The sequence below is a fragment of the Leifsonia sp. McL0607 genome (assembly GCF_049993355.1).
Classification (GTDB): Bacteria; Actinomycetota; Actinomycetes; order Actinomycetales; family Microbacteriaceae; genus Leifsonia.
The window spans coordinates 2,375,918-2,396,928 of record NZ_CP188253.1; the positions used below are offsets into that span (position 1 = coordinate 2,375,918).

Genomic DNA, 21,011 nt, shown 5'->3' on the forward strand with positions numbered 1-21,011 from the left:
GGGTCTCACTGGGGCCATTCAGCTCACCGGGTGAGGAGAACCGGAATGCCTCCCACACGCATCGTGGCATGCGCGGTCGCCTTTCTTCTCGCCGTCTCCGCGGCGCTCGTCGGGGGCTTGAGTCTCGCCGGACCCGCGAACGCGCTCGACGGCTCGCAGTTCGATCCCGCAGAGATCATCTCCGACGCCAACTTCTACGACTCCGCGGCGATGACCCAGGCCGACATCCAGTCCTTCCTCTCGGCGAAGGCGGCCTGCGGGAACAGCCTGTGCCTGTCGGCTGGGCAGTTCCCGTCCTCCAGCAAGCCCGCCGATGCGATGTGCCAGGCGTACTCGGGAGGCGGAGCCGAGTCCGCCGCCGCAATCGTCTTCAAGGTGCAGCAGGCCTGCAGCATCAGCGCGAAGGTCATCCTGGTCACGCTCCAGAAGGAGCAGGGGCTGGTCACCACCTCGTCGCCGACCACCGGACAGATCAACAAAGCCATGGGTTACGCCTGTCCGGACACGTCCGCCTGCGACACCACGTATTACGGGCTGTTCAACCAGGTCTACAGCGCGGCGCACCAGTTCGTGCGGTACGGCAACCCGCCCGGCACCTCCAACTACTTCACCTGGTTCCCGGTCGGCTCACCGTCGGCCGTCCGGTACAGCACCACACCGCCGCCGGATTGCGCCGCCCCGGTCATCACGATCAAGAACAAGGCGACGGCGGCGCTGTACTACTACACGCCGTACCAGCCGGACGCGGCCGCTCTCGCCAATCTCTACGGCAGCGGAGGCCCCTGCTCGAGCTACGGAAACCGCAACTTCTGGGTCTATTACAACCAGTGGTTCGGCGACCCGGTCGGCGGAGGCAACCCGTTCGGCAATGTCGAACAGATCACGGGCTCGCCCGGCAAGGTGCAGGTGTCCGGCTGGGCACTCGACCCCGACTCCTCGTCGCCGATCACGGTCCACGTCTACGTGGGCGCCGTCGGCACGCCGATGCAGGCCGATCTGAGCCGTGCCGACGTCGCCGCGGCTTACCCGGGTCTCGGCGACCAGCACGGCTTCACTGCGACCGTGCCCGTCACCCAGACCGGGCCCCAGCAGGTCTGTGTGTACGCGATCAACGTGGGCCGCGGAGGCAACACGGTCCTCGGCTGCCAGACCGTCACCCTCTACGGCGGGTCTCCGATCGGGGCGATGGAGGCCGCGACCCAGAACGCGGACGGCACGGCGACCGTCGCCGGTTGGGCGATCGACCCCGATGTCACCGCGCCGATCACGGTGCACCTGTACGTCGACGGCGTGGGCGTCGCCTACACGGCCGACAAGGTCCGTGCCGACATCGCAGGCCTCTACCCGGCCTACGGCGGGGCGCACGGATACCAGCTGAACACACCGGTTCTCACCGCGGGTCCGCACACCATCTGCGTGTTCGGGATCAACACAGGAGCGGGCGCCAACGTCTCCTTCGGCTGCCAGGACGTGGTGCGCTCCGGGGCGATCCCCGAACAGGGCAGACCTCCCGTCGGCGCGCTCGAGTCGATCACGACGCAGGGCTCGACGATCAGCGCCAGCGGCTGGGCGCTCGACCCGGACACGGCCTCCCCGATCCAGGTGCACGTCTATGTCGACACCGCGGGCACGGCCTTCACCGCCTCCAGCTACCGGGCGGACGTCGCTCGCGTGTACCCGGACTACGGCCCGGACCACGGCTTCGCCGCGCACGTCACGTCGGCGGCCATCGGACCGCATGACGTGTGCGTCTACGCCATCAACACGGGTGCAGGAGGCAACACCCTCCTCGGCTGCAAGCAGGTCGTGGTCCAGGGCGCGGTGACCGAGCAGGGTCGTACGCCCATCGGCAACCTCGAGAGCATCTCGGTGGCGTCCGACGGGACCGTGAACGTGTCCGGGTGGGCGTTGGACCCCGACACGGTGGCCTCCATCCAGGTGCACGTCTACATCGACGACGCGGGAACCGCCCTCACCGCGGACGGCACGCGCGCCGACGTCGCACGCGTCTACCCGGCCTACGGATCGTGGCACGGCTTCTCTGCGAAGCTGAAGGCGGCCGCCGGCAACCGCACCGTGTGCGTCTATGCGATCAACAACGGCGCGGGCGGGAACATCCAGCTCGGCTGCAAGAACCTCGTCGTGCCGACGGTGATCGCCGACCAGGGCCGCCCCCCGATCGGCAGCCTCGACTCGGTGCAGGCCGTCGCCGGCGGCATCCGGACGACCGGCTGGGCGATCGATCCCGACACGGTCGCACCGATCGCGGTGCACGTCTACGTCGACGCCGCCGGTGCCCCGTACCAGGCGGACACGCAGCGGACGGACGTCGGAGCCGTGTACCCGGTCTACGGGCCTTCCCACGGGTTCGACCAGACCATCGCGACCACTCCAGGCACCCACAGCGTGTGCGTCTACGCCATCAACACCGGGCCAGGGGGCAACGTTGTGCTGGGATGCAGGTCGATTCTCGTAAGCTAAGTGCCGACCGCTAACAGAAAGTCCCGTATGTCCCGCTTCCTGTCCTCTGTCGGTGCGCGCCCGTGGCTGACCGGCCTGCTGGCCTTCATCGGCCTCGCCGTGGCCTCCGGCGCCTGGGCCATCTCGACCCCGCTGGGGGCGAGCCCGGACGAACCGTCCCACATCATCAAGGCCGCGTCAGTGGTCCGTGGCCAGTTCATCGGCGACCCCACCGACCAGCCGGCGACGACGCGCGTGACCGTGCCGGGCAATCTCGCCGACGCCCGTAAGTGGCCCTGCTATGCCTTCCAGCAGAACAGGCCCGCGAGCTGCCAGGGCACGTTCGCGACCGGCCCGGACCAGACCGCTGAGACCTCCGCCGGTCTCTACAACCCGGTGTATTACACGCTCGTCGGCTGGCCCAGCCTGCTGACCGACAACGCCAAGGCGGCGGTGTTCGGTATGCGCACCGTGAGCGCGATCCTCTGCTCCGCCTTCCTGGCGCTGGGGTTCGTCGCGCTCCGGCGGCTCGGCATCCCCTTCTTCGCGGGAATCGTGACATTCGCCGTCGCCACGCCGATGGTGCTGTTCCTCAACGCCTCCGTGAACCCCAACGGTTTGGAGATCGCCTCCGGTATCGCATTGCTCTCGGTGCTGCTCGCCCTCGTGCGCGGCACCGGATCGGAGGGGCGCGGTCTGCTGCTGACCCTGACGGTGATCAGCGCGGCGATCCTGGCGAACATGCGCGGTCTCTCTCCGCTCTGGGTCGGGATCATCGGCGTCATCGCACTGGTCGGAGCGAGGCCGGGCCGGCTGCCCGAGCTGCTGCGGCGGCCGAGCACGTGGGTGGCGCTCGCGGGGATCGTCGTGACCACCGGATTCGCCCTCGCGTGGATCCTGGCCACCAACACGCTCAACGCCATGGGCACCTATCCCGGCGCGGGCACGACGCCGTGGTACTACGCCTTCGTCACCATGGTGCTCAACCGCTCGATCGACCCCGGGTTCGTCGGCGTCTTCGGGTGGCTCGACACGTTCCCGCCCGGCTATGTGGTCGCGGTCTGGGGGGCCATCGCCGGTGGCGTCGTGCTCGTGGCCCTCGTGCTCGCACGCGGTCGCCTGCTCGCCGCGTTCGTCGTCTCCGCGGCCGCGCTCGTACTCGTCCCCGCCGTGACGCAGGCAGGGTCGGTCATGCACTCCGGCTACATCTGGCAGGGCCGTTACGCGCTGGTCGCCTACGCCTGCGTCGTGATCGTCGGCGGCCTCGTGCTCGCCGAGAAGTTCGACGGCGCCGTGCTCGCCTCCGGCTTCCTGCGACGCTCGGTCTGGACGGTCGCCGTGGTCGTCGCCAGCGCTCAGCTGCTGGCCCTGGCGTTCACCATCAAGCGCTACTCGCTCGGCGCGGACGTGGAGTGGATCACCTTCCTGCGCCACCCCGGCTGGCTGCCGCCCGGCGGCGCCCTCATCTGGTTGATCGCGCTCGTCGTCGGCCTGGCCGTCGTCGGCCTCGGCTGGCGCGCCGCCACGCTCGCGGGACGCGCGCGCGATGCCGCGACGGTCGAGGGGCAGAGCGACGGGCGAGGCACGGCCGTGACGAGCGAGCGGACGGCAGGGGACGACGACGAGACGTTCCGCGCCAAGCCGCTCGCGACCGACGCGCTGACCGCCCGGTGAGCACGGGCCGGAGTGCGGCGGAGGCGCACGTCAGGCCGGCCCCGACCGAGCGGTCGTCGTCGCCTCTTCGGCGGGCCGCCGGCTGAGCGTCGCGCAGCCCGGGCGGCGCTGTCGTCCGGGCTGCCGTCGTTCACCACGATCACGCGGTGCGGCACGGTCTGGGCGGCGAGAGTCCAGGTAGGAGCTGGCGAGGCGCCCGTTCCCGTAGACGAGGACGACGACGTCGATCGCTGCGGTCACCGGCGGGTCGTCCTCTTCACGACACTCACTACTGCGTCTCCCACAGCCTTCCAGGTCCGAACCGCTTTACCACGTAGGATTCCAAGTGTCTATCCGCCTCCCAGAGAGTCCCGAACACATGCACAGCCTGGACACCCTCGAGCTGTCGATCGTGATGCCCTGCCTCAACGAAGCAGAGACGCTCGCCGTCTGCATTGACAAAGCCCAGTCCTACCTCGCCCGCAGCGGCGTGTCCGGCGAGATCATCGTCGCAGCCAACGGGAGCCCCCACGGCTCGCAGTCCATCGCGGAGGAGCACGGTGCGCGCGTCGTCAACGTCTCCCAGAAGGGCTACGGCTCGGCACTCATCGGCGGGATCGCCGCGGCCAGGGGAACCTACGTCATCATGGGCGACGCCGACGACAGCTACGATTTCTCCGACCTCGACGCATTCCTGGAGCGGCTGCGCGCGGGCGACGAACTGGTGATGGGCAACCGCTTCCGCGGCGGGATCGCACCGGGCGCGATGCCGCCGCTGCACCGCTACCTCGGCAACCCGGTGCTCTCGAACATCGGGCGGCTGTTCTTCCGCTCGTCGATCCGCGACTTCCACGGCGGCCTGCGCGGCTTCGACCGGGACGCGATCATGCGGCTCAACTTCCAGACCAGCGGCATGGAGTTCGCGAGCGAGATGGTCGTCGAGGCGTCGCTGGAGGGCCGCCGCATGAGCGAGGTCCCCACCACACTCCAGAAGGACGGCCGGTCTCGGCCGCCGCACCTGTGGAGCTGGCGCGACGGTTGGCGGCACCTGCGGTTCCTCCTCATCTACAGCCCGTGCTGGCTCTTCCTCGTGCCGGGCGCCATCGCGTTCGTCATCGGCGTCCTCGGTACGTTCCTCCTCAGCATCGGGCCGGTGATGATCGGCGAGATCGGACTCGACGTCTCCAGCCAGGTCTATCTCGCCGCCCTCGCCGCCGTCGGCTACCAGGCGGTGCTGTTCGCGATCCTCACCAAGATCTACGCACAGCACGAGGGGTTCCGAATCCCACGAAGTCGCAATTTCGACCGGCTGGAGCGGCGCATCAGCCTCGAGTCCAGCGCCGAGGCCGGTCTGTTCCTGTTCCTCATCGGGCTGGGCATCGCCGCCGTGCAGTTCGCGCTCTGGGCGGGATCGGGCTTCGGGGCGACGGACGCCTCGATGACGCTGCGCGCCGCGATCCCGGCGGCGCTGCTGATGATCCTCGGCGCCCAGACGATCATGGCCGGAATGTTCCTCGGCGTCCTGTCGGTGGGTCTCAAGCGCTGATGCCGGAGCCGGCAGGGCTGAGCGTCGCTCTGGCCACCTACAACGGGGCACGCTACGTCGACGAGCAGGTCGAGAGCATACTCGGTCAGGTGCCGCCTCCAGCCGAGCTGGTGATCGCCGACGACGGCTCGACCGACGGCACCGTGGAGGTCGCGCTCGCCGCGTCCGCGCGGCACGACGTCATCCCGACCGTTCTGGGGTCGGCCGGCACAACGGGTGTGACGGCGAATTTCGAGCGGGCGATCGGGGCGACCTCCCGGCCGCTCGTCGCCCTCAGCGACCAGGACGACCGTTGGCATCCGGGCAGGATCGCCATGCTGACCGCACGATTCGACACCGACGAGTCCCTGCTCCTGCTGCACACCGATGCCCGTCTCGTCGATGCCGACGGCGCGGCACTCGGCCGGACGCTCTTCGAGTCGCTCGAGGTCGGCGACCACGAGTTCGCCGACGAGGAGTCCGGGCGGGCATTCCACGCGTTCCTGCGGCGCAACCTCGCCACCGGCGCGACCGTCGTCTTCCGGCGATCCCTGCTGGATGTCGCGCAGCCGTTTCCGCACGAGTGGGTCCACGACGAGTGGCTCGCCGTCATCGCGGCTGCCGTCGGCGGGGTCGCCGTCGTGCGGGAGGCCACCATCGACTACCGGCAGCACGGCGCGAACGAGATCGGCGTCGCCGCGCCCACCCTCTCGCGCAAGCTGTCGCGGGTGCTGGAACCGCGAGGCGACCGCAATCTCGACCTGGCGACTCGTTTCCGTATCCTCGCCGACCGCCTCGCCGCACTCGGAACGCGGGTTCCCCCGCAGTATCTCGCAGCGGCGCGCGCGAAGGCGGCCTTCGAGTCACGTCGCGCGAAGTTGCCGGCCAACCGGCCACTACGGCTCGTCCCGGTCGTGCGCCTGGCCCTCTCTGGCGACTACGGGCGCTATGCGAGCCGTGGACGCGCCGACATCATTCGGGATCTGGTGCAGCCGGCCTGAACGTATCCCGCCACCTCAGCGGGCGATGCGGCGACGGCGGATCGTGAGGAGCGCTCCTCCCAGCATCAGGGCGAGCATCGCGGCGAGGGCGGGCCCGGAGACGTCCGAGCCGCTGTCCGCGAGCTCGGCCGCTCCGGTCGAGCCCGATCCCCCTGCGGTAGCGGTGGTCGCCACTCCCGGAACGATCGTGAAGTAGGTCTGTCCCGCCCACTCGACAGTCGGGTCGCCTCCTTCGCGGAACAGCAGCGAGCCCGAAGCGAAGGTCGACGTGATCGTCGGGAGCGTGAACGTGAAGGTGACGCTGCCGTCTGCCGCGATCGTCTGCGGAGGCGTCACTCCGACGTCCCACACCCGCATCTGGGCGCTCACCCCGGCAGCCATGCCCGAGCAGGTGACGGTGATCGTCTCACCGCCGGCATAGCTCGGCTTGTCCGACTGGCACGGTGCGAACGGGGCCATGTAGCTCAGGGATCCGGCATAGGCCTGCTGCTCACCCATGGCACCCGTGTACTGGAAGCCCCAGGCATTGCTTCCCTGCCCGATCTCGAACGTGCACGACATGATCGGGTCGCCCGGATTCACGACCTTGGGCAGGGCGCCGAAGCACTGGTCGCTGAAGGGGACGAGCGCCGCGGTCGCCCGGGTGATCGTCACGGGCGTGTTCCCGTTCCAACTCAGCGAGAGACGGACCAGCGGCCGGAACAGGCCCGGGTAGCTGAGCAGCTGCGGGTCGGGGATGGTGGTCAGCCAGCCCGTCGCGGGTGGGGGAGCCTGCACGGCGAAGTCGTTGGTGGTGAAGGCGTAGTCGACGCCGAAGTAGGGGAAGGACACCACCGTGGTGTCCGGACCGGCTGTGGGGAAGGAACCCGCGAGCGTCAGGTCGAGCACGCCTGCGCCGGAGCCGAAGGTGGGAGACACGAAGCAGTTCAGGGTCGCGCCGGGAGCGATCGTTCCCGTGCACTGGTTCGCCGGCGTCGTCGGGGTCATCGAGTCGAGAGTGTACGTCTCGGTGTCGTTGTTCGTGATCGAGAGCGTCAGCAGGGTGTTCCCGGAGGTCACATCCGTCTGGCTGGCGGGATCCAGTGGACGCTGCTGCGGCCCCTGATTGGTGTTCAGCTGGTAGGTCGCGCTCACGGCGATGGTGCTGGCGGCGTCCGCCGGCGCGGCGGTCGCGACGATCGATCCGAGGGCCAACGCGCCGACGATGACGGCTGGCAGCAGTGCCTTCTTCATCTGACCCCTCCACGAGTCCAACGTGGGAGAGCTTACAGACCCGGTACCTGTCGGTCTATTTTTTGGTGAAAGGCGTGTAGGTCGGCTGCGACGGGCTCGCCTGGATGTCGAGCTGCAAAGCGGATATCAGCAGCTGCGTGCCGATCATCAGCGGGAGGGCCGCGAGCATCACCGTCGCGGCGGTCGCCACGACCGACGCGGCGATCTGGAAACACACCCAGATGGCGACGGCGAGGCCGAAGAGGAAGAGCCCGATACCGAGCACTAGGAGCAGTGCGATCGGCGAGAACGACCACAGCACGTAGCGATACCAGATGCGTCGCCAGAAGCCGCGGGTGAGGAGGCTGAGCAGTTCGGGGACGACCCGGCCGAGACGGATGCTCGACACCTCCTCGCCGTAGACGGCGGGGATCGGGACGTCAACGGCTGGCACCTGGAGGATGTTGAGGTGGATCAGCAGGTCGTTCTCGAACGAGTAGCGACGGGCCACATTGTCGAGGGGGACCCGCTGGAGCACTTCGGTCCGTACGGCGGTGTAGCCGTTCTGCGGGTCGAAGAGGTGCCAGTACCCGGACGCCAGCTTGGTCAGGAACGACAGCATGATGTTGCCGAAGATGCGGTAGCGCGGCATCCCGCTGAACGACTCCGGCGCGAAGAAGCGGTTGGCCTTGGCGAAGCCGTAACCCTCGGTGGTGACGTGGTCGAGGAGCGAGGGCAGGTAAGCCGGATCCATCTGCGCGTCGCCCGCCATGATGACGTTGACGTCGGAGCCCAGCTCCATCGCGGCGCGGTGGCCCGTGATGATGGCGCCGCCGACACCCTGGTTGACCTCGTGGCGGATGAGAGTGACCCGCGGGTCCGCGTTCGCTTTGACGACGCCGCTCGTGTCGTCCGGGCTGTGGTCGTCGACGATCACGATGTGGTCGACGAACTCCGGCATCGTGTCGATGACCGTGGCGATCATCTTCTCTTCTTTGTAGGCGGGCACCACTGCGGCGATCCGTGCGCCGTTGTACATCCTCAGTCCTCTCGGGCGGCCTCGGCGGCCGTGCTCGATCGTCGGGGCCCGGCAAAGACCCAGTAGCGGTAGGCGAAGTAGTTCCACACCGTCGTCACCGCGGTCGCGATGATCTTGCCGCCCGCCCAGCTGAGCGGCGACTGATCGACCAGGGCGACGATGAGGGATGTCGCCACGGTGTTCACGACGACCAGAAGAGTGTACTTGATCAGCGCGGGGCCGTGAGGCACCTGTGAGCTGAAGCCGAGGACGCGCTGGATCGTGTAAGTGAAGACGAAGCTGACCAGGAACGCGACGGCGGCTGCCAGCCAGGTGACCCATCCGAACACCTCGTGCAACAGCCACAGGAGCGTGAAGTCGACGATGAACGCCAGGCCGCCGGCGATCAGGTAGCGAACGACGGAGTGGTCGAAGAACACCCGCACAGGGCTGACGCGCCTGTGCTGGTCCGTCGGCTCCTCAGCGGCGGCGGGCACGCTCATGCCTGCGGCACGGGCCGGCGCGCGATGACCTGGTCGATGACGCGGTGCGGCGCGAGGATCGTGGCGCGCTCGGCCGCCGCGTCGACCGTGCCGTCGATCACATCGAGGAACCGGCCGAACTGGGTGGTCAGCGGCTCGACCGAGGTCACCAGCTCGGGGATCTCGATGACCGTCTGCTGACGGTAACCGCGCCCATCGTCGACCGAGTTCTCCGAGACGTGGTGGTAGACCGTCACATCGCGGCGGAGCAGGTCGACTTCGATCAGGCGCTCGCGCTCGTAGATCGAGAGCTGGCGGATCTTGCGCTGGCCCACCCGGCTCGCCGACACATGCGCGATGGCGCCGCCCGGGAAGTCGAGCAGCGTCTCGGCGACATCTTCCGCATCGGCGAGCGAGTCGGGGTGGAAGTGGCCGAGCCGCGACTCGACATTGTCGGGCGCGGTGCCGATGATGCCGATCGCGAGGTCGACGTCGTGCACCAGGAGGTCCCAGGCGACACCGGTGCGGATGCGCGGGGCGTAAGGGGAGTGGCGGGTGGCGGTGACGTGCACCGGCTCCTCGATGAGCTCCCGCGCGGTCATGATCGCCGGGTTGTAGCGCTCGAGCAGCCCGCACATGAACGGCAGGTCGCGCTCGTCGGCCAGCGCCAGGATCTCCTCGGTTCGGAACAGGCTGTCGGCGACGGGCTTCTCGACCAGCAGCGGGGTGTTCTGCGACAGCACCTGCATCGCGAGATCGTAGTGCGCCTCCGTCGCGGCCGCGACGACGACGCCGTCGATGTCGGAGAGGTCGGAGAGCTCGGGAAGCCAGGTGGCGCCGAAGCGCTCGGCGACCGCGGTGCCGACGGACTCCCGGGGGTCGACCAGCACGGCGAGCTGCGACCGCGGCGACTGCGCGATCACGCGGGCGTGATGGCTCCCCATCGTGCCGGCGCCGACCAGTGCGATCCGGGCGACGCTCATGCGCCGGCCACCTTGCGTACAGCGGCGACGATGGTGGCGAGGTCATCGTCGGTGAGCGCGTTGTGGACCGGGAGCGAGACGACCTGGCGGGCGACCTGCTCGGCGACCGGGGCCTCCCTGCGGAGCACGCGCGGGTGATCCCGGTAGGCCTCGTAGTCCCACAGCAGGCGCGGGTAGTAGATGCCGGCGCCGACGCCCTCCGCGGCGAGCTGCTCCACGAATGTGTCGCGGTCGACGCGCGCCTCGTCGGTGACGCGGATGGTGAACTGGTGCCAGACGTGCGAACGGCCGGGCAGCTCGCGAGGAGCCACGACGCCGGGAACGCCCTCCAGGCCCTCGATGAGACGCGCGGCGTTGTGCTTGCGCGTCGCGACGATCGAGGCGTAGCGCTGCAGCTGCGGGAGGCCGAGGGCGGCCTGCAGGTCGGTGAGACGGTAATTGTGGCCGGCCATCTCGTACGCGTAACGGGCTCGCATGCCCTGGTTGCGCATCACCCGCAGCTTGTCGGCGAGCTCGTCGTCGTTCGTGGTGATGAGACCGCCCTCGCCGGTAGTCAGGTTCTTGGTCGCGTAGAGCGAGAAGGTGCCTAGGCCGTAGCTGCCCGCGAAGCGGCCGTCGTAGGTCGCGCCGTGCGACTGCGCCGCGTCTTCCAGGATCTTCAGCCCGCGCTCGGCTGCGAGCTCGGCGATCGGCGCCATGTCGGCCATCTGGCCGTAGAGGTGCACAGGAAGGAGCACCTTGGTCGACGGGCCGACGGCCTCCTTCAGCGACACGGGATCAAGGTTGAAGTCGTCGAAGCGGATGTCGGCGAAGGTCGCAGTGGCGCCGGCCTCGAGGATCGCGTTCAGCGTCGCCACGAACGTGAACGGGGAGGTGACGACCTCATCGCCCGGCTGCAGGTCGAGCGCCTGCAGGGCCGCCACCAGCGCGGTGGTGCCGTTGTTCACTGCGATCGCGTGTGGAACGGCATGCATGCGGGCGAACTCGTCTTCGAGCCGCGCCACCTTCGGGCCTTGAGCGATGGATCCGGAGCGCAGGACTTCGAGGACCTCGCGCTCCTCGTCTGGACCGAACGTGACCGTCGTGATGGGGATCATGGAGCCTTCGTGGTTATAGTTCGTGGATGCGGGAAAAGTATGCGCTGCCACCTTACCGTGTCTGCGTGGGCGGAGGATCCGAGCGGTGAGCGAGCGCGGCAACTCCATCCATCCCACCGCCGTCATCGACGGTGACGTGCGGATGGGGGAGGGCAACACCATCGGTCCGTTCGCCGTCATCACCGGTCCCGTCGACCTCGGCGACGCCAACTGGATCGGGACGGGTGTCGTCATCGGGGCGCCCCCGGAGGTGCGATCCTGGCAGCATCCGACGGATGCGAGGGAGCGCTCGAGCGGCAACGGGATCACGATCGGGAGCCGGAACGTCTTCCGCGAGTACTCGCAGATCCATCAGGGCTGGCACGATCGAACGCGCATCGGCGACGACGCGTTCATCATGAACCAGGTGTATGTCGCCCACGACTGCCGACTGGGCGACGGCGTCACGCTCGCCTCGAGCGTGCTGCTCGCCGGCCACGTGCGCATCGGCGACGGCGCCAACCTGGGGCTCGGCGCCTCCGTGCACCAGCGGCGCTACATCGGCCGCGGCGCGATGGTGGGGATGGGCTCTGTCGTCACCCGCGACCTGCCTCCGTGGTCGAAGGCCTTCGGCAACCCCGCTCGCGTCCAGGGCGTGAACATCGTCGGCATGGGTCGCGCCGGGATCGGCGCCGACGCGATCGACCTCCTCCGCGCGGCCTACGAGCCGGGAGTCGTCACGGGCACTTTTGATGCGCGCGGCCTCGACGCGCTCGCGCTGGGCGAGCTCGCCGAGACCGTCGCCGAATGGCGGGAGGCCACGGCCGGCTGAGCCAGGCTCAGCCGAACTGGTTCCAGCTCGACCCGGACACGACCGCGCTGGAGTAGCCTAGCGTGTTCGGCACCGCGGCGGTGCCGCTGCCCGGGTAGTAGAGGAGCGCGCCGTCGGGTCGCACCCCGAGCAGGTCGCCGCCGCGCCCGCTCGCCGTGTCGCCGGTGCCGGTGATGGTGCGGAAGACAGTCCAGCCGGACCCGATGACCACGGGGTTGGACAAGCCGCTCGCGCCGCTCGCGCCGGTCTTGCCGTTGCCTGCGTACAGCCAGAGCGTCCCGTCCGGCCGGACGGCGACGATGTCCGCCCTCCCGTCGCCGTTCGCGTCGCCCGTCGAGACGAAGCTCGAGAACCCGTCCCAGCCGGAGCCCACCACCACGCCGGGCTGCAGCCACGCCGTCGCGGACGCTGTCTGGCGGACTCCCGCATAGAAGTACAACGTGCCGTTCGCCGCCGTCGCGAGGATGTCGGTCGTCCCGTCGCCGTTGAAGTCGCCCGCGGCGATCTTCGTGAAGCCGCCCCAGCCGGACGCTCCGATGCGGATGCCCCCGGAGAAGGTGGAGGGCACCGCCGCGTTCACCGTCCCCGTGCCCGGGTACAGCCACAGGCTGCCGTCGTTGCGCACGGCCACGAGGTCGGAGCGGCCGTCGCCGTTCATGTCGACTCCGCCCAAGATGGTCGTGAAGTTCGTCCAGCCCCAGCCGACCCGCACGCCCGCCTTGTAGCTGCGGTTGACGCCTCCGCTGGAGCCGTTGCCCTGGTAGAGCCAGAGGTTGCCCGCCGTGTCGGTCGAGACGATGTCCGGTGCGCCGTCGCCGGAGAGATCACCCGCGCCGATGACCCGGTTGAAGATGCTCCAGCCCGACCCGACGGTCTGCGGGCTGCCGAAGGCCGGCTGCGCGTACAACCCGCCTGCGTAATAGAGGAGCGCGCCCGCGGACGTCCGGCTGAGCAGGTCGGGCCGGCCGTCGCCGTTGGCATCGCCCGCCGCGATCAGCAGGTCGCTGGCGCCCAGTCCCGGCGCGCTGACCCGGACTCCGGGCTGGATGCCGGAGGCCGATCCCCGGTAGAGCCAGAGCGAGCCGTCCGGCCGGAAGCCGATCAGGTCGGACCAGCCGTCCTTGTCGAGGTCGCCGATGCCGAGCACCTGCGAGAACTGGTTCCACGCGCTGCCCACCTGCACCCCCGGGTTGTACCCGGTGCTCGTCCCGTCGACGTGGCCATTGCCGGCGTAGAGCCAGAGGGTGCCGTCGGGCTTCCGGCCCAGCAGATCGGCGATGTGGTCGCCGTTGATGTCGCCCGCGGCGATGACGTCGGTGAACGCGTCCCAGCCCGAGCTCAAGACGATCGCGGTGCCGAAGCCGGTGCTGGCGCCGCTGATGACCCCGGTTCCGGGGAAGAACACGGTGGTCCCGTTGGTCTTGCGGGCGATGATGTCGGGCTTGCCGTCGCCGTTGACGTCGCCCGCGGCGATCATCTCGTCGTAGATGCCCCAGCCCGAGGCAATCTGGACCCCGACCGCGTACGTGGCGGCGCCTGCGCTCGACCCGGTGCCCGCGTAGAACCAGAGCGTGCCGTCCGGCCGCCTGGCCAGGAGGTCGGGTTTGCCGTCGCCATTGAGGTCACCGGCGCCGATGACCGGTTGCGGCATGGCGCGGCCGGTGCTGGCGAGCTGTTGCAGCGCGGCGACGCTGCCGTTGAAGACGTCCTGGTCGCCGGGGAAGATCCCGGCGTCCGCCCACTGCCACATCGTGTACGAGCCCCAGCCGGCCGGGAGGGTGCCTGGGCCATCCGAGACACTATTGGGATAGCGCGCTATGAACAGCGGGTTGATGCCGAACGCCGCGCTGTTGCCGGTGCAGCGCGTCCACCAGTCGGTAGTCGAGTAGATGGCGGGGTAGCGGCTGGTGCGCTTGAAGACCGTGTTGGAGAAATCGGCGATCCACGACACCATCTGGGCCGCGGACAGGCCGTAGCAGGTGGCGCCGTAGGGGTTGTACTCGATGTCGAGCAGGGGCGGGAGAGTGCGCCCGTCCTGCGACCAGCCGCCGCCGTTGTCGACGAAGTAGTTCGCCTGGGCGGCGCCCGAACTCGTGTCCGGTGTGGCGAAGTGGTAGGCGCCACGCGTGAGACCGACCGCGTAGGACCCGCTGTACTGGCTGGCGAACTGGCTGCTCACGTAGTCCGTCGACTCGGTCGCCTTGATATAGACGAACTTGGCGCCGTTCGCCGCGACCTGGGGCCAGTTGATGTTCGTCTGCCAGCCGCTGACGTCCAGGCCGGGAAGCCCGGGCGGAACGGCGCTCGGGGACGCCGTCGTGTTGGGGCTGGCGGTCTTCGGCGCCGCCGCGGCCGGGTCGTTCTGCTGGATCGTCGAGCCCATCGTGTGGTTGCGGGCCCTGTTCTGGGTAGCGAGGTCCGGATCCTTTCCGGATGTCGCAGTGTTCGAGGATCCCGTGGGCATGGGCGTGGCCGTCGCTGTCGGCCTCGGTGCGGACGTCGCGACTGGTGTCGCTGACGGGGTCGGGGTAGGGGCCGGCGTCGCGGCCGTCGCCGGGGCGATGCCGGCGCACGTCACGAGGACCGCCACGGCGACCGCCGTCGCGACTGAATTCAGGGGTGGGATTTTGGTCTGCATCGAAGCCTCCCCGCTCGGGATGCGTCGCGGCGGCCCCGGTAGGTATGGTCGCTCGCGCACGTCGATGGTATAGGCCGACCCGTCTGGCGCGCCCCCTGAACGGCGCGTGTTCGACACGAACAGCCCGCAAATGGGGGCAGAAGGCCCGTTGCGTCTGCCTGCTACTCTGACCGCGACAACTCGGGAGGTCACGGTGAGAAGGATCACCACTGCGTTCATCTTCGTCGCCACGATCGCGACGCTCGCTCTCGGCGCCGTCGCGGCAGAGCCGGCGGCCGCGGACGGTGCGTCACCGGGCGGCTCGTCGTCGGCCCCGTCGCCTTCCGCTCCACCCGCCACCGCGACCGCATCGCCCCAGCTGGCCGGCCATCCCCACAAGCGCACCTGCTCCGATCCGAAGCCAGGGCACGCCGCCTGCTTCGCCGAGGTCGTCGAGGGCGTCGCCTCTCCGTCGGTGGGCGCGCCGACCGGCTACGGGCCGTCCGACCTCCGCTCCGCCTACAACCTCACGACCGCTGCCACCGCCGGCGTCGGCGCCACGGTCGCCGTCATCGACGCCTTCGACCTGCCCACCGCCGAGTCCGACCTCGCGACCTACCGCACGCGGTTCGGCCTGCCGCCCTGCACGACGGCCAACGGCTGCTTCCGCAAGGTCGACCAGCGCGGCGGCACGGCCTACCCGCAGGTCGACCCGAACCACCGGTGGGGGCCGGAAACCTCCATCGACCTGCAGATGGTCAGCGCGTCGTGCCCGAACTGCCGGATCGTCCTGGTCGAGGCGGACAGCGACATGCTGTCCGATCTCGGCGCGGGCGCCCAGACCGCAGCGGCACTCGGCGCCAAGTACGTCACCAACTCCTACGGGGCGGCCGACACCGGCGACTTCAGCGGGTTCGATCACTACTACGACCACCCCGGCGTCGTGGTGACGGCCTCCAGCGGCGACGGCGGCTTCGGAACGCAGTTCCCCGCCTCGTCGCAGTACGTGGTCGCGGTCGGAGGCACCTCACTGTCCCCGGTCGCCAACCCGGCGCCTGGCGCGCGGGCCTGGACGGAGTCGGCATGGGGCGGAGCGGGCAGCGGCTGCAGCTCGTACAGTCCGGCCCCGTCGTGGCAGACCGGCACCGGCTGCGCGAGCAAGGCCGTGTCCGACATCTCCGCCGTCGCCGACCCCAACACCGGGGTCGCGGGCTTCGGCCCGACGCTGACCGCGCCCTACACCTCCACGTGGCAGGTATTCGGCGGCACAAGCGTCTCGTCGCCGCTGATCGCGGGCATGTACGCCCTCGCGGGCACACCGGCCGACGGCACCTACCCGGCGTCGTATCCCTGGGCCAAGCGCTCGGCGCTGTTCGACGTCACCACCGGCACGAACGGCACGGGCTGCAGCCCGGCGCCGATGTGCGCGGCCGGCGCGGGCTACGACGGACCGACCGGCTTGGGCACGCCCAACGGCGTGAGCGCACTCGCCGCCCCGACGCCCTCCACCGGCGCGGAGGCGATGGGCGACTTCAACTCCGACGGCTCGAGCGACGTCCTCGCGCGGAACACCTCCGGCGCCTTCCTGCTCTACCGAGGGAACGGCTCCGGCGGATGGCTCTCGCCCGCCTCCGTACCTGTCGGCTCCGGCTGGAACGGCATGACCGCGATCCTCTCGCCCGGCGACTTCGACGGCGACGGCCGCAATGACGTCCTCGCGCGCGACTCCGCCGGGCTGCTGTGGCTCTATCCCGGAGACGGCGCGAGTGGATGGCTTCCACGCAAACAGGTCGGCTCGGGCTGGGGCGGCATGACCAGGATCATCGCCGTGCACGACTTCAACGGCGACGGCACCGCCGACGTGGCGGCGATCGACACGGCCGGAACGCTCTGGCTCTATCCCGGCAACGGCCACGGCGGCTGGCTCACCCGTCAGTCGATCGGCTTGGGCTGGGGCGGCATGACGGCGGTCCTGGGCGTCGGCGACTTCGACGGCGACGGACAGTCCGACGTCCTCGCCCGGGACGGCTCGGGGCGGCTCTGGCTGTACGGGCACACCCGCACCGGATGGAAGGCACCGTCGATCGTGGGAACCGGCTGGAGCGTCATGACGGCGATCGTCTCGGTCGGCGATGTCGACGGCGATGGCCACGACGACGTCCTCGGGCAGCGATCCGACGGGGTGCTCGTCCTCTACTCGGGCAACGGCCGCTCCGGCTGGGGCGTGGCTCGGGCGGTCGGCTCCGGGTGGAACATCATGTCCTGGATCGGCTGACCGGCCGGGCGCCGACGATCAGGCGCTGTCGCGGTGCGGGAGCCGCAGTCGCCAGCTCATGCCCTGTGACGCCTTGACCGTGCAGATCACCAGCAGCATCCACCCGGACTCGATCAGGATCGAACTCTCGAAGACGCTGGTGACCAGCAGCGAGACCAGCACGAGGGGCGCCCAGGCGTAGACCACGCTGCGGCGGTTCGACGCCAGCAGCCAGGAGCGGCTGAACGCCAGCGCGATCAGCGCGACGAAGAGCAGGAGTCCGATGAAGCCGACCTGGAGGTACACGTCCAGGTAGGCGTTCAGGCCGTCGGCGTGGTACACGCCTGTCGCGTCCTGGATGGCGTTGAAGGGGTAGAGGTCGGTCGGCCAGGCGCCTACCCAGCCCCAGCCGACGATCTGGTTGATCGGGATGAGCTCCCAGATCTGGATCCAGAGCCTGTAGCGCACCTGGAAGTCGGCACGGGCGTTGAGCAGATCGATCACGCGCGTGCGGTAGATGTACGCGACGACCAGGACAGCGATGGTCACGGCCGCGAGCGCCCACTGCACGATCGTGCGCCGGTGGGCCGGGACCTTGCGCAGCAGGTAGAGCGCCAGGGTGGCGAACCCGACGACCACCGACACGGCCGCGATCACGGGGGAGTGCGCCAGCAGGATGCAGAGCGCCGCGAGCGTGATCGAGAACGTCGCCAGCTGCGGGCGCACCGAGCGCGTGCGCAGCTCGACCAGGAACGTGACGAACGCGATGAGTGCGACGATGCTGAGCTGGTTGCGGGAGCCGAACAGCCCCTGGATCGGCCCGCCGGCGGCGATGTTCCCCGCGATGCCGAGGAAGCGGATGGGCATGTCGAGCAGCAGGCCGCTGAGGACCTCCAGGGCGAGCGAGACGGTGAGCAGTGCGCGGAGGGCGTCGCCGACGACGCGGACGATCTGGATCGCGTCGCGCACCAGGGCGATGTAGACAGCGAGGAACGCGAACAGCAACTGGTAGACCACCCCCGCCAGGGTGGCCAACTGGTAGTCGCTCCAGGCGAGGGAGAGCGCGCACCATCCGACGAAGAGCAGTGCGGAGATCGGCAGCAGGCCGTGCCATTCGATGAGCTTGCGCTGGGCGATGAACGACAGGGCGGCCAGCACGGCGATCGTAGCGAGCACGCCGATGAGGCCCGGCCAGCCGATCACGGCGCGCATCGCGTGAGTCGAGAACCCGGTGACGACCGCCAGCAGGGCGAGGGTGGAGGTGAACCTCGCCGATCCGAGGAACTCGGTCACCGCGGGCGGCACCAGAGTTCGACGCGGTTCGGCCATGAAGAGAATCCTACGGGGCGGACTGCTTGGTCTTCACGGCGATGAGCACGAGGAGCGTCCAGCCCCCCTCGATGAGGATGCGGCTCTCGGCCAGGCTCTGCGCGAGGAGCGCGGCCAGGAGGAGCAGAGGCAGCAGCGTCAGTGCCGTGTACGGCACGGCGTCGGCGACGGCGAACCGCGGGCGGTCGACGGCCTGGAACCACGACCTCCACAGCGTGCTGACGACGAGCAGCGCGAAGATCACCAGGCCGACGATCCCGAGCTGCAGCCAGACGTCGAGCCAGGCGTTGTGCGCCTGCAGGTAGACGACGCCGCCGCGTTCGGCGAGGTTCTTGAACGGCTCGACCCACGGTGCCCAGTAGCTGACCCAGCCCCAGCCGAACGCCGGCCGCTCCTGTGCCAGGTGGATGACCGAGTCCCAGATGGTGAGCCGACCGGTGAGGTCCTCGCTCTTGCCGAGCAGCACGGGGATGCGCGAGGAGAAGAGCACGACGGTGACCACGACGACGATCGCCAGCGCGGCAGCCGTCAGATAGACCGGCCTCCGGCGTTCGGGGCCGACGCGGCGGGTCCAGAGCGCGAAGCCGAGGACCACCGCGGTGAACACGGTTGCGACGATGACGGTGGAGGAGCGCGTGAGCGCGAACGTCACCGCCGAGACGACGAGCCAGGTGATCCCCGTGCCGCGGCGGATGGTGCGATCTGCCAACTGGACGCCGAACACGACGAGGGCCAGCAGAGCGATCATCGCGAGCAGGTTGCTGTTGCCGACGATGCCCTGGATCTGGCCCCCGCGGAACAGCAGGTCGCGGCTCCAGTAGAACGGCGCGGGGATGTGGCCGGCCGGGACCGGCTGGGCCGGCGTGAGCGGGAGGATCGGGTGCCGCACGAAGACCGCCACGATCAGCTCGAACAGCAGGGACAGCCCGAGGATCCAGCGGAACGCGTTCCCGAGCGCGGTCAGCAGCGCCCGCCAGGTCAGGCACAGCGCCAGGAACACCGCGGCCGCCGTCGTGGCCAGCTGGATGAGGACCCCGAGCGCGGTCGCGTCCGGGTAAGCGGACCAGGCCAGAGAGACGATCGCCAGCGCCAGGAAGAGCACCAAGGTCTTCGGCATCTTCCGCCACCGGAACGCCTGTCGCGTGCGGACGAGGAAGACGATGGTGCCTGCGGCCAGCAGGGCGGCGAGCACGAAGTAGCCCGGCCAGCTGATGAGGTTGCGCCAGAAGTCCCCGGCGAAGAGCGTGAAGAGAACGAGGACGGCGAACACCGAGGCGCCGGTCCCCGAGGCCCCGCGCGCGGTGCGGATCCGGTCGCTCAGCGACGGGCCGCTGGACGGCTCAGGCCTCGGGCTGCTCGCCCCCACAGAATAGCTCACCGGTTCGCCGCCGCGAGGAAGAGGGTCCCGGCACCGCCGACGACCGAGAGCCTGCGCTCGTCGACTGTCACCACGGCCGCCTCCCCGCGCTCGAGGCGCAGCGCCTCCGTCGCGCCCTCGAGCTCCACGTCGCCCGCCGTGCAGAGGACGATCGCCGTGTCGGACAGTTCGACGGAGGCCGACGGCACGTCGCCGCCCACCTCGATGCGGGTGAGCCGGAAGTCGGGGATGTCGGGGACGAACTGTTCGACGCCGGGCGCCGGCCGCTCGGGCACCATCGGCGTGACGGCGAACGGCGCGAAGTCGAGGATGCGCACCAGCTCCGGCACGTCGATCCGCTTGGGTGTGAGGCCGCCGCGCAGCACGTTGTCGGAGGCCGCCATCAGCTCGATGCCGAGCCCGCGCAGATAGGCGTGGATGTTGCCGGCCGGCAGATACAGGGCGTCGCCGGGGCGCAGCGCGACCCGGTTGAGGAGCAGGGCGAGCACGATGCCGGGGTCGCCGGGGAAGGCCGCAGCCAGCATCCGGACCGTGTCGGCGTCGACCCCGTCGGCCTCCTGAGCTGCGGCGACCACCGCGTCGACCACGTCGGCGACCTCGGGGGCGCCGCCGAGCAGCCACTCGGTCGCCCGGCGCAGCGCGCCGGACGGCTCGCCCTCGAGGGTCGCGGCGAACGCCGCGACCGCCGGGGCGTCGCCGGCGAGCTGCTCCAGCGCGGCACGGCTGTCTGCCGGCTCGCGGAAGCCGCACAGCGCGTCGAACGGGTCGGAGAGGGCGAAGATCATCTCCGGCTTGTGGAACGGGTCCTTGTAGTTGCGCTCGGGCGAGTCAGGGGCGAGGCCCTGCGCGTTCTCGCGCTCGAATCCGGCGCGTGCCTGCTCAGCCGACGGATGCGCCTGCAGCGAGAGCGGGTGCGCAGCCGCGAGCACCTTGAGCAGATACGGCAGCTTCCCGGCGGTCTGCGCCCAGTGCGCCAGGTCTGCCGCGCCGTCGGTCTCGGTGGAGTCGAGGATCCGGGCCGGGGAGCCGGGGTGCGCGCCCAGCCACAGTTCTGCCTCGGGCGCGCCGCTTGGCGTCGTGCCGAGGAGGCCGGCGATCGCCGTGGTGGATCCCCACGCGTAATCGCGCGGGGTGTTGCTGATCCGCACAAACATCCGATGTCGTCCCTTCGATCCGGTTAGACCAAAGTAC

General features: G+C 69.8%; 16 protein-coding genes. 6 read left to right on the forward strand and 10 right to left on the reverse strand.

Features of this window, described 5'->3' with window-relative positions; genetic code table 11:
• Positions 1–45: 45 nt before the first annotated feature.
• Together ACPPVW_RS11435 and ACPPVW_RS11440 are read left to right on the forward strand one after the other, a co-directional pair.
• Positions 46–2,481: a hypothetical protein gene (locus ACPPVW_RS11435; protein WP_426623244.1), complete on the forward strand. Its 2,436-nt coding sequence runs from the start codon at positions 46–48 to the stop codon at positions 2,479–2,481.
• A 27-nt stretch (positions 2,482–2,508) separates the two neighbouring features.
• Positions 2,509–4,134: a DUF2142 domain-containing protein gene (locus ACPPVW_RS11440; protein WP_426623245.1), complete on the forward strand. Its 1,626-nt coding sequence runs from the start codon at positions 2,509–2,511 to the stop codon at positions 4,132–4,134.
• A gap of 30 nt (positions 4,135–4,164) precedes the next feature.
• On the opposite strand, the gene ACPPVW_RS11445 is transcribed toward ACPPVW_RS11440, so the two are convergent.
• A complete protein-coding gene (locus ACPPVW_RS11445) occupies positions 4,165–4,374 on the reverse strand; it encodes a hypothetical protein (protein ID WP_426623246.1) in 210 nt (69 codons plus the stop codon).
• 118 nt (positions 4,375–4,492) lie between these two features.
• Between ACPPVW_RS11445 and ACPPVW_RS11450 the strand changes: the two genes are divergently transcribed.
• Positions 4,493–5,659, forward strand: coding sequence for a glycosyltransferase family 2 protein (locus ACPPVW_RS11450; RefSeq protein ID WP_426623247.1), 1,167 nt, complete (start codon positions 4,493–4,495; stop codon positions 5,657–5,659).
• On the forward strand, positions 5,659–6,639 hold the full coding sequence (locus tag ACPPVW_RS11455) for a glycosyltransferase (protein WP_426623248.1): 981 nt from the start codon (positions 5,659–5,661) through the stop codon (positions 6,637–6,639). Before ACPPVW_RS11450 ends, ACPPVW_RS11455 begins: the two co-directional genes overlap by 1 nt.
• Before the next feature lie 15 nt (positions 6,640–6,654).
• Here ACPPVW_RS11455 and ACPPVW_RS11460 read toward each other — a convergent pair whose 3' ends face one another.
• The 5 genes from ACPPVW_RS11460 to ACPPVW_RS11480 are packed head-to-tail and all read right to left on the reverse strand — an operon-like array spanning position 6,655 to position 11,431.
• Positions 6,655–7,872 (reverse strand): hypothetical protein, encoded by a 1,218-nt coding sequence (locus tag ACPPVW_RS11460; RefSeq protein WP_426623249.1) that lies wholly within the window; start codon positions 7,870–7,872, stop codon positions 6,655–6,657.
• Positions 7,873–7,927: 55 nt separating this feature from the next.
• Positions 7,928–8,890 (reverse strand): glycosyltransferase family 2 protein, encoded by a 963-nt coding sequence (locus tag ACPPVW_RS11465; RefSeq protein ID WP_426623250.1) that lies wholly within the window; start codon positions 8,888–8,890, stop codon positions 7,928–7,930.
• 2 nt (positions 8,891–8,892) lie between these two features.
• Positions 8,893–9,366, reverse strand: coding sequence for a GtrA family protein (locus ACPPVW_RS11470; protein WP_426623251.1), 474 nt, complete (start codon positions 9,364–9,366; stop codon positions 8,893–8,895).
• A gap of 2 nt (positions 9,367–9,368) precedes the next feature.
• Entirely contained in the window at positions 9,369–10,334 is a 966-nt protein-coding gene (locus ACPPVW_RS11475) for a Gfo/Idh/MocA family protein (protein WP_426623252.1), read from the reverse strand.
• The gene (locus ACPPVW_RS11480) at positions 10,331–11,431 is read right to left on the reverse strand and encodes a DegT/DnrJ/EryC1/StrS family aminotransferase (RefSeq protein ID WP_426623253.1); all 1,101 of its coding nucleotides are present in this window, start codon (positions 11,429–11,431) and stop codon (positions 10,331–10,333) included. The genes ACPPVW_RS11475 and ACPPVW_RS11480 overlap by 4 nt, the downstream gene beginning before the upstream one ends.
• 85 nt (positions 11,432–11,516) lie before the next feature.
• Between ACPPVW_RS11480 and ACPPVW_RS11485 the strand changes: the two genes are divergently transcribed.
• Positions 11,517–12,242 carry an acyl-ACP--UDP-N- acetylglucosamine O-acyltransferase gene (locus ACPPVW_RS11485; protein WP_426623254.1) on the forward strand — a complete coding sequence of 242 codons (726 nt, stop codon included), beginning with the start codon at positions 11,517–11,519 and terminating at the stop codon, positions 12,240–12,242.
• Positions 12,243–12,249: 7 nt separating this feature from the next.
• Here the strand turns inward: ACPPVW_RS11485 and ACPPVW_RS11490 are convergent, their stop codons facing one another.
• Positions 12,250–14,706 (reverse strand): GH25 family lysozyme, encoded by a 2,457-nt coding sequence (locus ACPPVW_RS11490; protein ID WP_426623255.1) that lies wholly within the window; start codon positions 14,704–14,706, stop codon positions 12,250–12,252.
• 367 nt (positions 14,707–15,073) lie between these two features.
• Between ACPPVW_RS11490 and ACPPVW_RS11495 the strand changes: the two genes are divergently transcribed.
• Positions 15,074–17,134: an FG-GAP-like repeat-containing protein gene (locus tag ACPPVW_RS11495; protein WP_426623256.1), complete on the forward strand. Its 2,061-nt coding sequence runs from the start codon at positions 15,074–15,076 to the stop codon at positions 17,132–17,134.
• 18 nt (positions 17,135–17,152) lie between these two features.
• Here ACPPVW_RS11495 and ACPPVW_RS11500 read toward each other — a convergent pair whose 3' ends face one another.
• Genes ACPPVW_RS11500 through manA form a run of 3 tightly spaced genes read right to left on the reverse strand, consistent with a single transcriptional unit; the run spans position 17,153 to position 20,974 of the window.
• Positions 17,153–18,442, reverse strand: a complete 1,290-nt coding sequence (locus tag ACPPVW_RS11500; RefSeq protein ID WP_426623257.1) for an O-antigen ligase family protein — start codon at positions 18,440–18,442, stop codon at positions 17,153–17,155.
• Between the two features lie 10 nt (positions 18,443–18,452).
• Positions 18,453–19,820 (reverse strand): O-antigen ligase family protein, encoded by a 1,368-nt coding sequence (locus ACPPVW_RS11505; protein ID WP_426623258.1) that lies wholly within the window; start codon positions 19,818–19,820, stop codon positions 18,453–18,455.
• Entirely contained in the window at positions 19,817–20,974 is a 1,158-nt protein-coding gene (gene manA / locus ACPPVW_RS11510) for a mannose-6-phosphate isomerase, class I (protein ID WP_426623259.1), read from the reverse strand. The genes ACPPVW_RS11505 and manA overlap by 4 nt, the downstream gene beginning before the upstream one ends.
• Positions 20,975–21,011 lie beyond the last annotated feature (37 nt).

What these genes read in the sequence shown, in the direction of transcription:
- ACPPVW_RS11455 (WP_426623248.1), top strand. Translation starts at nt 5,659, where the DNA reads ATGCCGGAGCCGGCAGGGCTGAGCGTCGCTCTGGCCACCTACAACGGG.
- ACPPVW_RS11480 (WP_426623253.1), bottom strand. Translation starts at nt 11,431, where the DNA reads ATGATCCCCATCACGACGGTCACGTTCGGTCCAGACGAGGAGCGCGAG.
- ACPPVW_RS11465 (WP_426623250.1), bottom strand. Translation starts at nt 8,890, where the DNA reads ATGTACAACGGCGCACGGATCGCCGCAGTGGTGCCCGCCTACAAAGAA.
- ACPPVW_RS11490 (WP_426623255.1), bottom strand. Translation starts at nt 14,706, where the DNA reads ATGCCCACGGGATCCTCGAACACTGCGACATCCGGAAAGGATCCGGAC.
- ACPPVW_RS11435 (WP_426623244.1), top strand. Translation starts at nt 46, where the DNA reads ATGCCTCCCACACGCATCGTGGCATGCGCGGTCGCCTTTCTTCTCGCC.
- ACPPVW_RS11460 (WP_426623249.1), bottom strand. Translation starts at nt 7,872, where the DNA reads ATGAAGAAGGCACTGCTGCCAGCCGTCATCGTCGGCGCGTTGGCCCTC.
- ACPPVW_RS11440 (WP_426623245.1), top strand. Translation starts at nt 2,509, where the DNA reads ATGTCCCGCTTCCTGTCCTCTGTCGGTGCGCGCCCGTGGCTGACCGGC.
- manA (WP_426623259.1), bottom strand. Translation starts at nt 20,974, where the DNA reads ATGTTTGTGCGGATCAGCAACACCCCGCGCGATTACGCGTGGGGATCC.
- ACPPVW_RS11475 (WP_426623252.1), bottom strand. Translation starts at nt 10,334, where the DNA reads ATGAGCGTCGCCCGGATCGCACTGGTCGGCGCCGGCACGATGGGGAGC.
- ACPPVW_RS11450 (WP_426623247.1), top strand. Translation starts at nt 4,493, where the DNA reads ATGCACAGCCTGGACACCCTCGAGCTGTCGATCGTGATGCCCTGCCTC.
- ACPPVW_RS11500 (WP_426623257.1), bottom strand. Translation starts at nt 18,442, where the DNA reads ATGGCCGAACCGCGTCGAACTCTGGTGCCGCCCGCGGTGACCGAGTTC.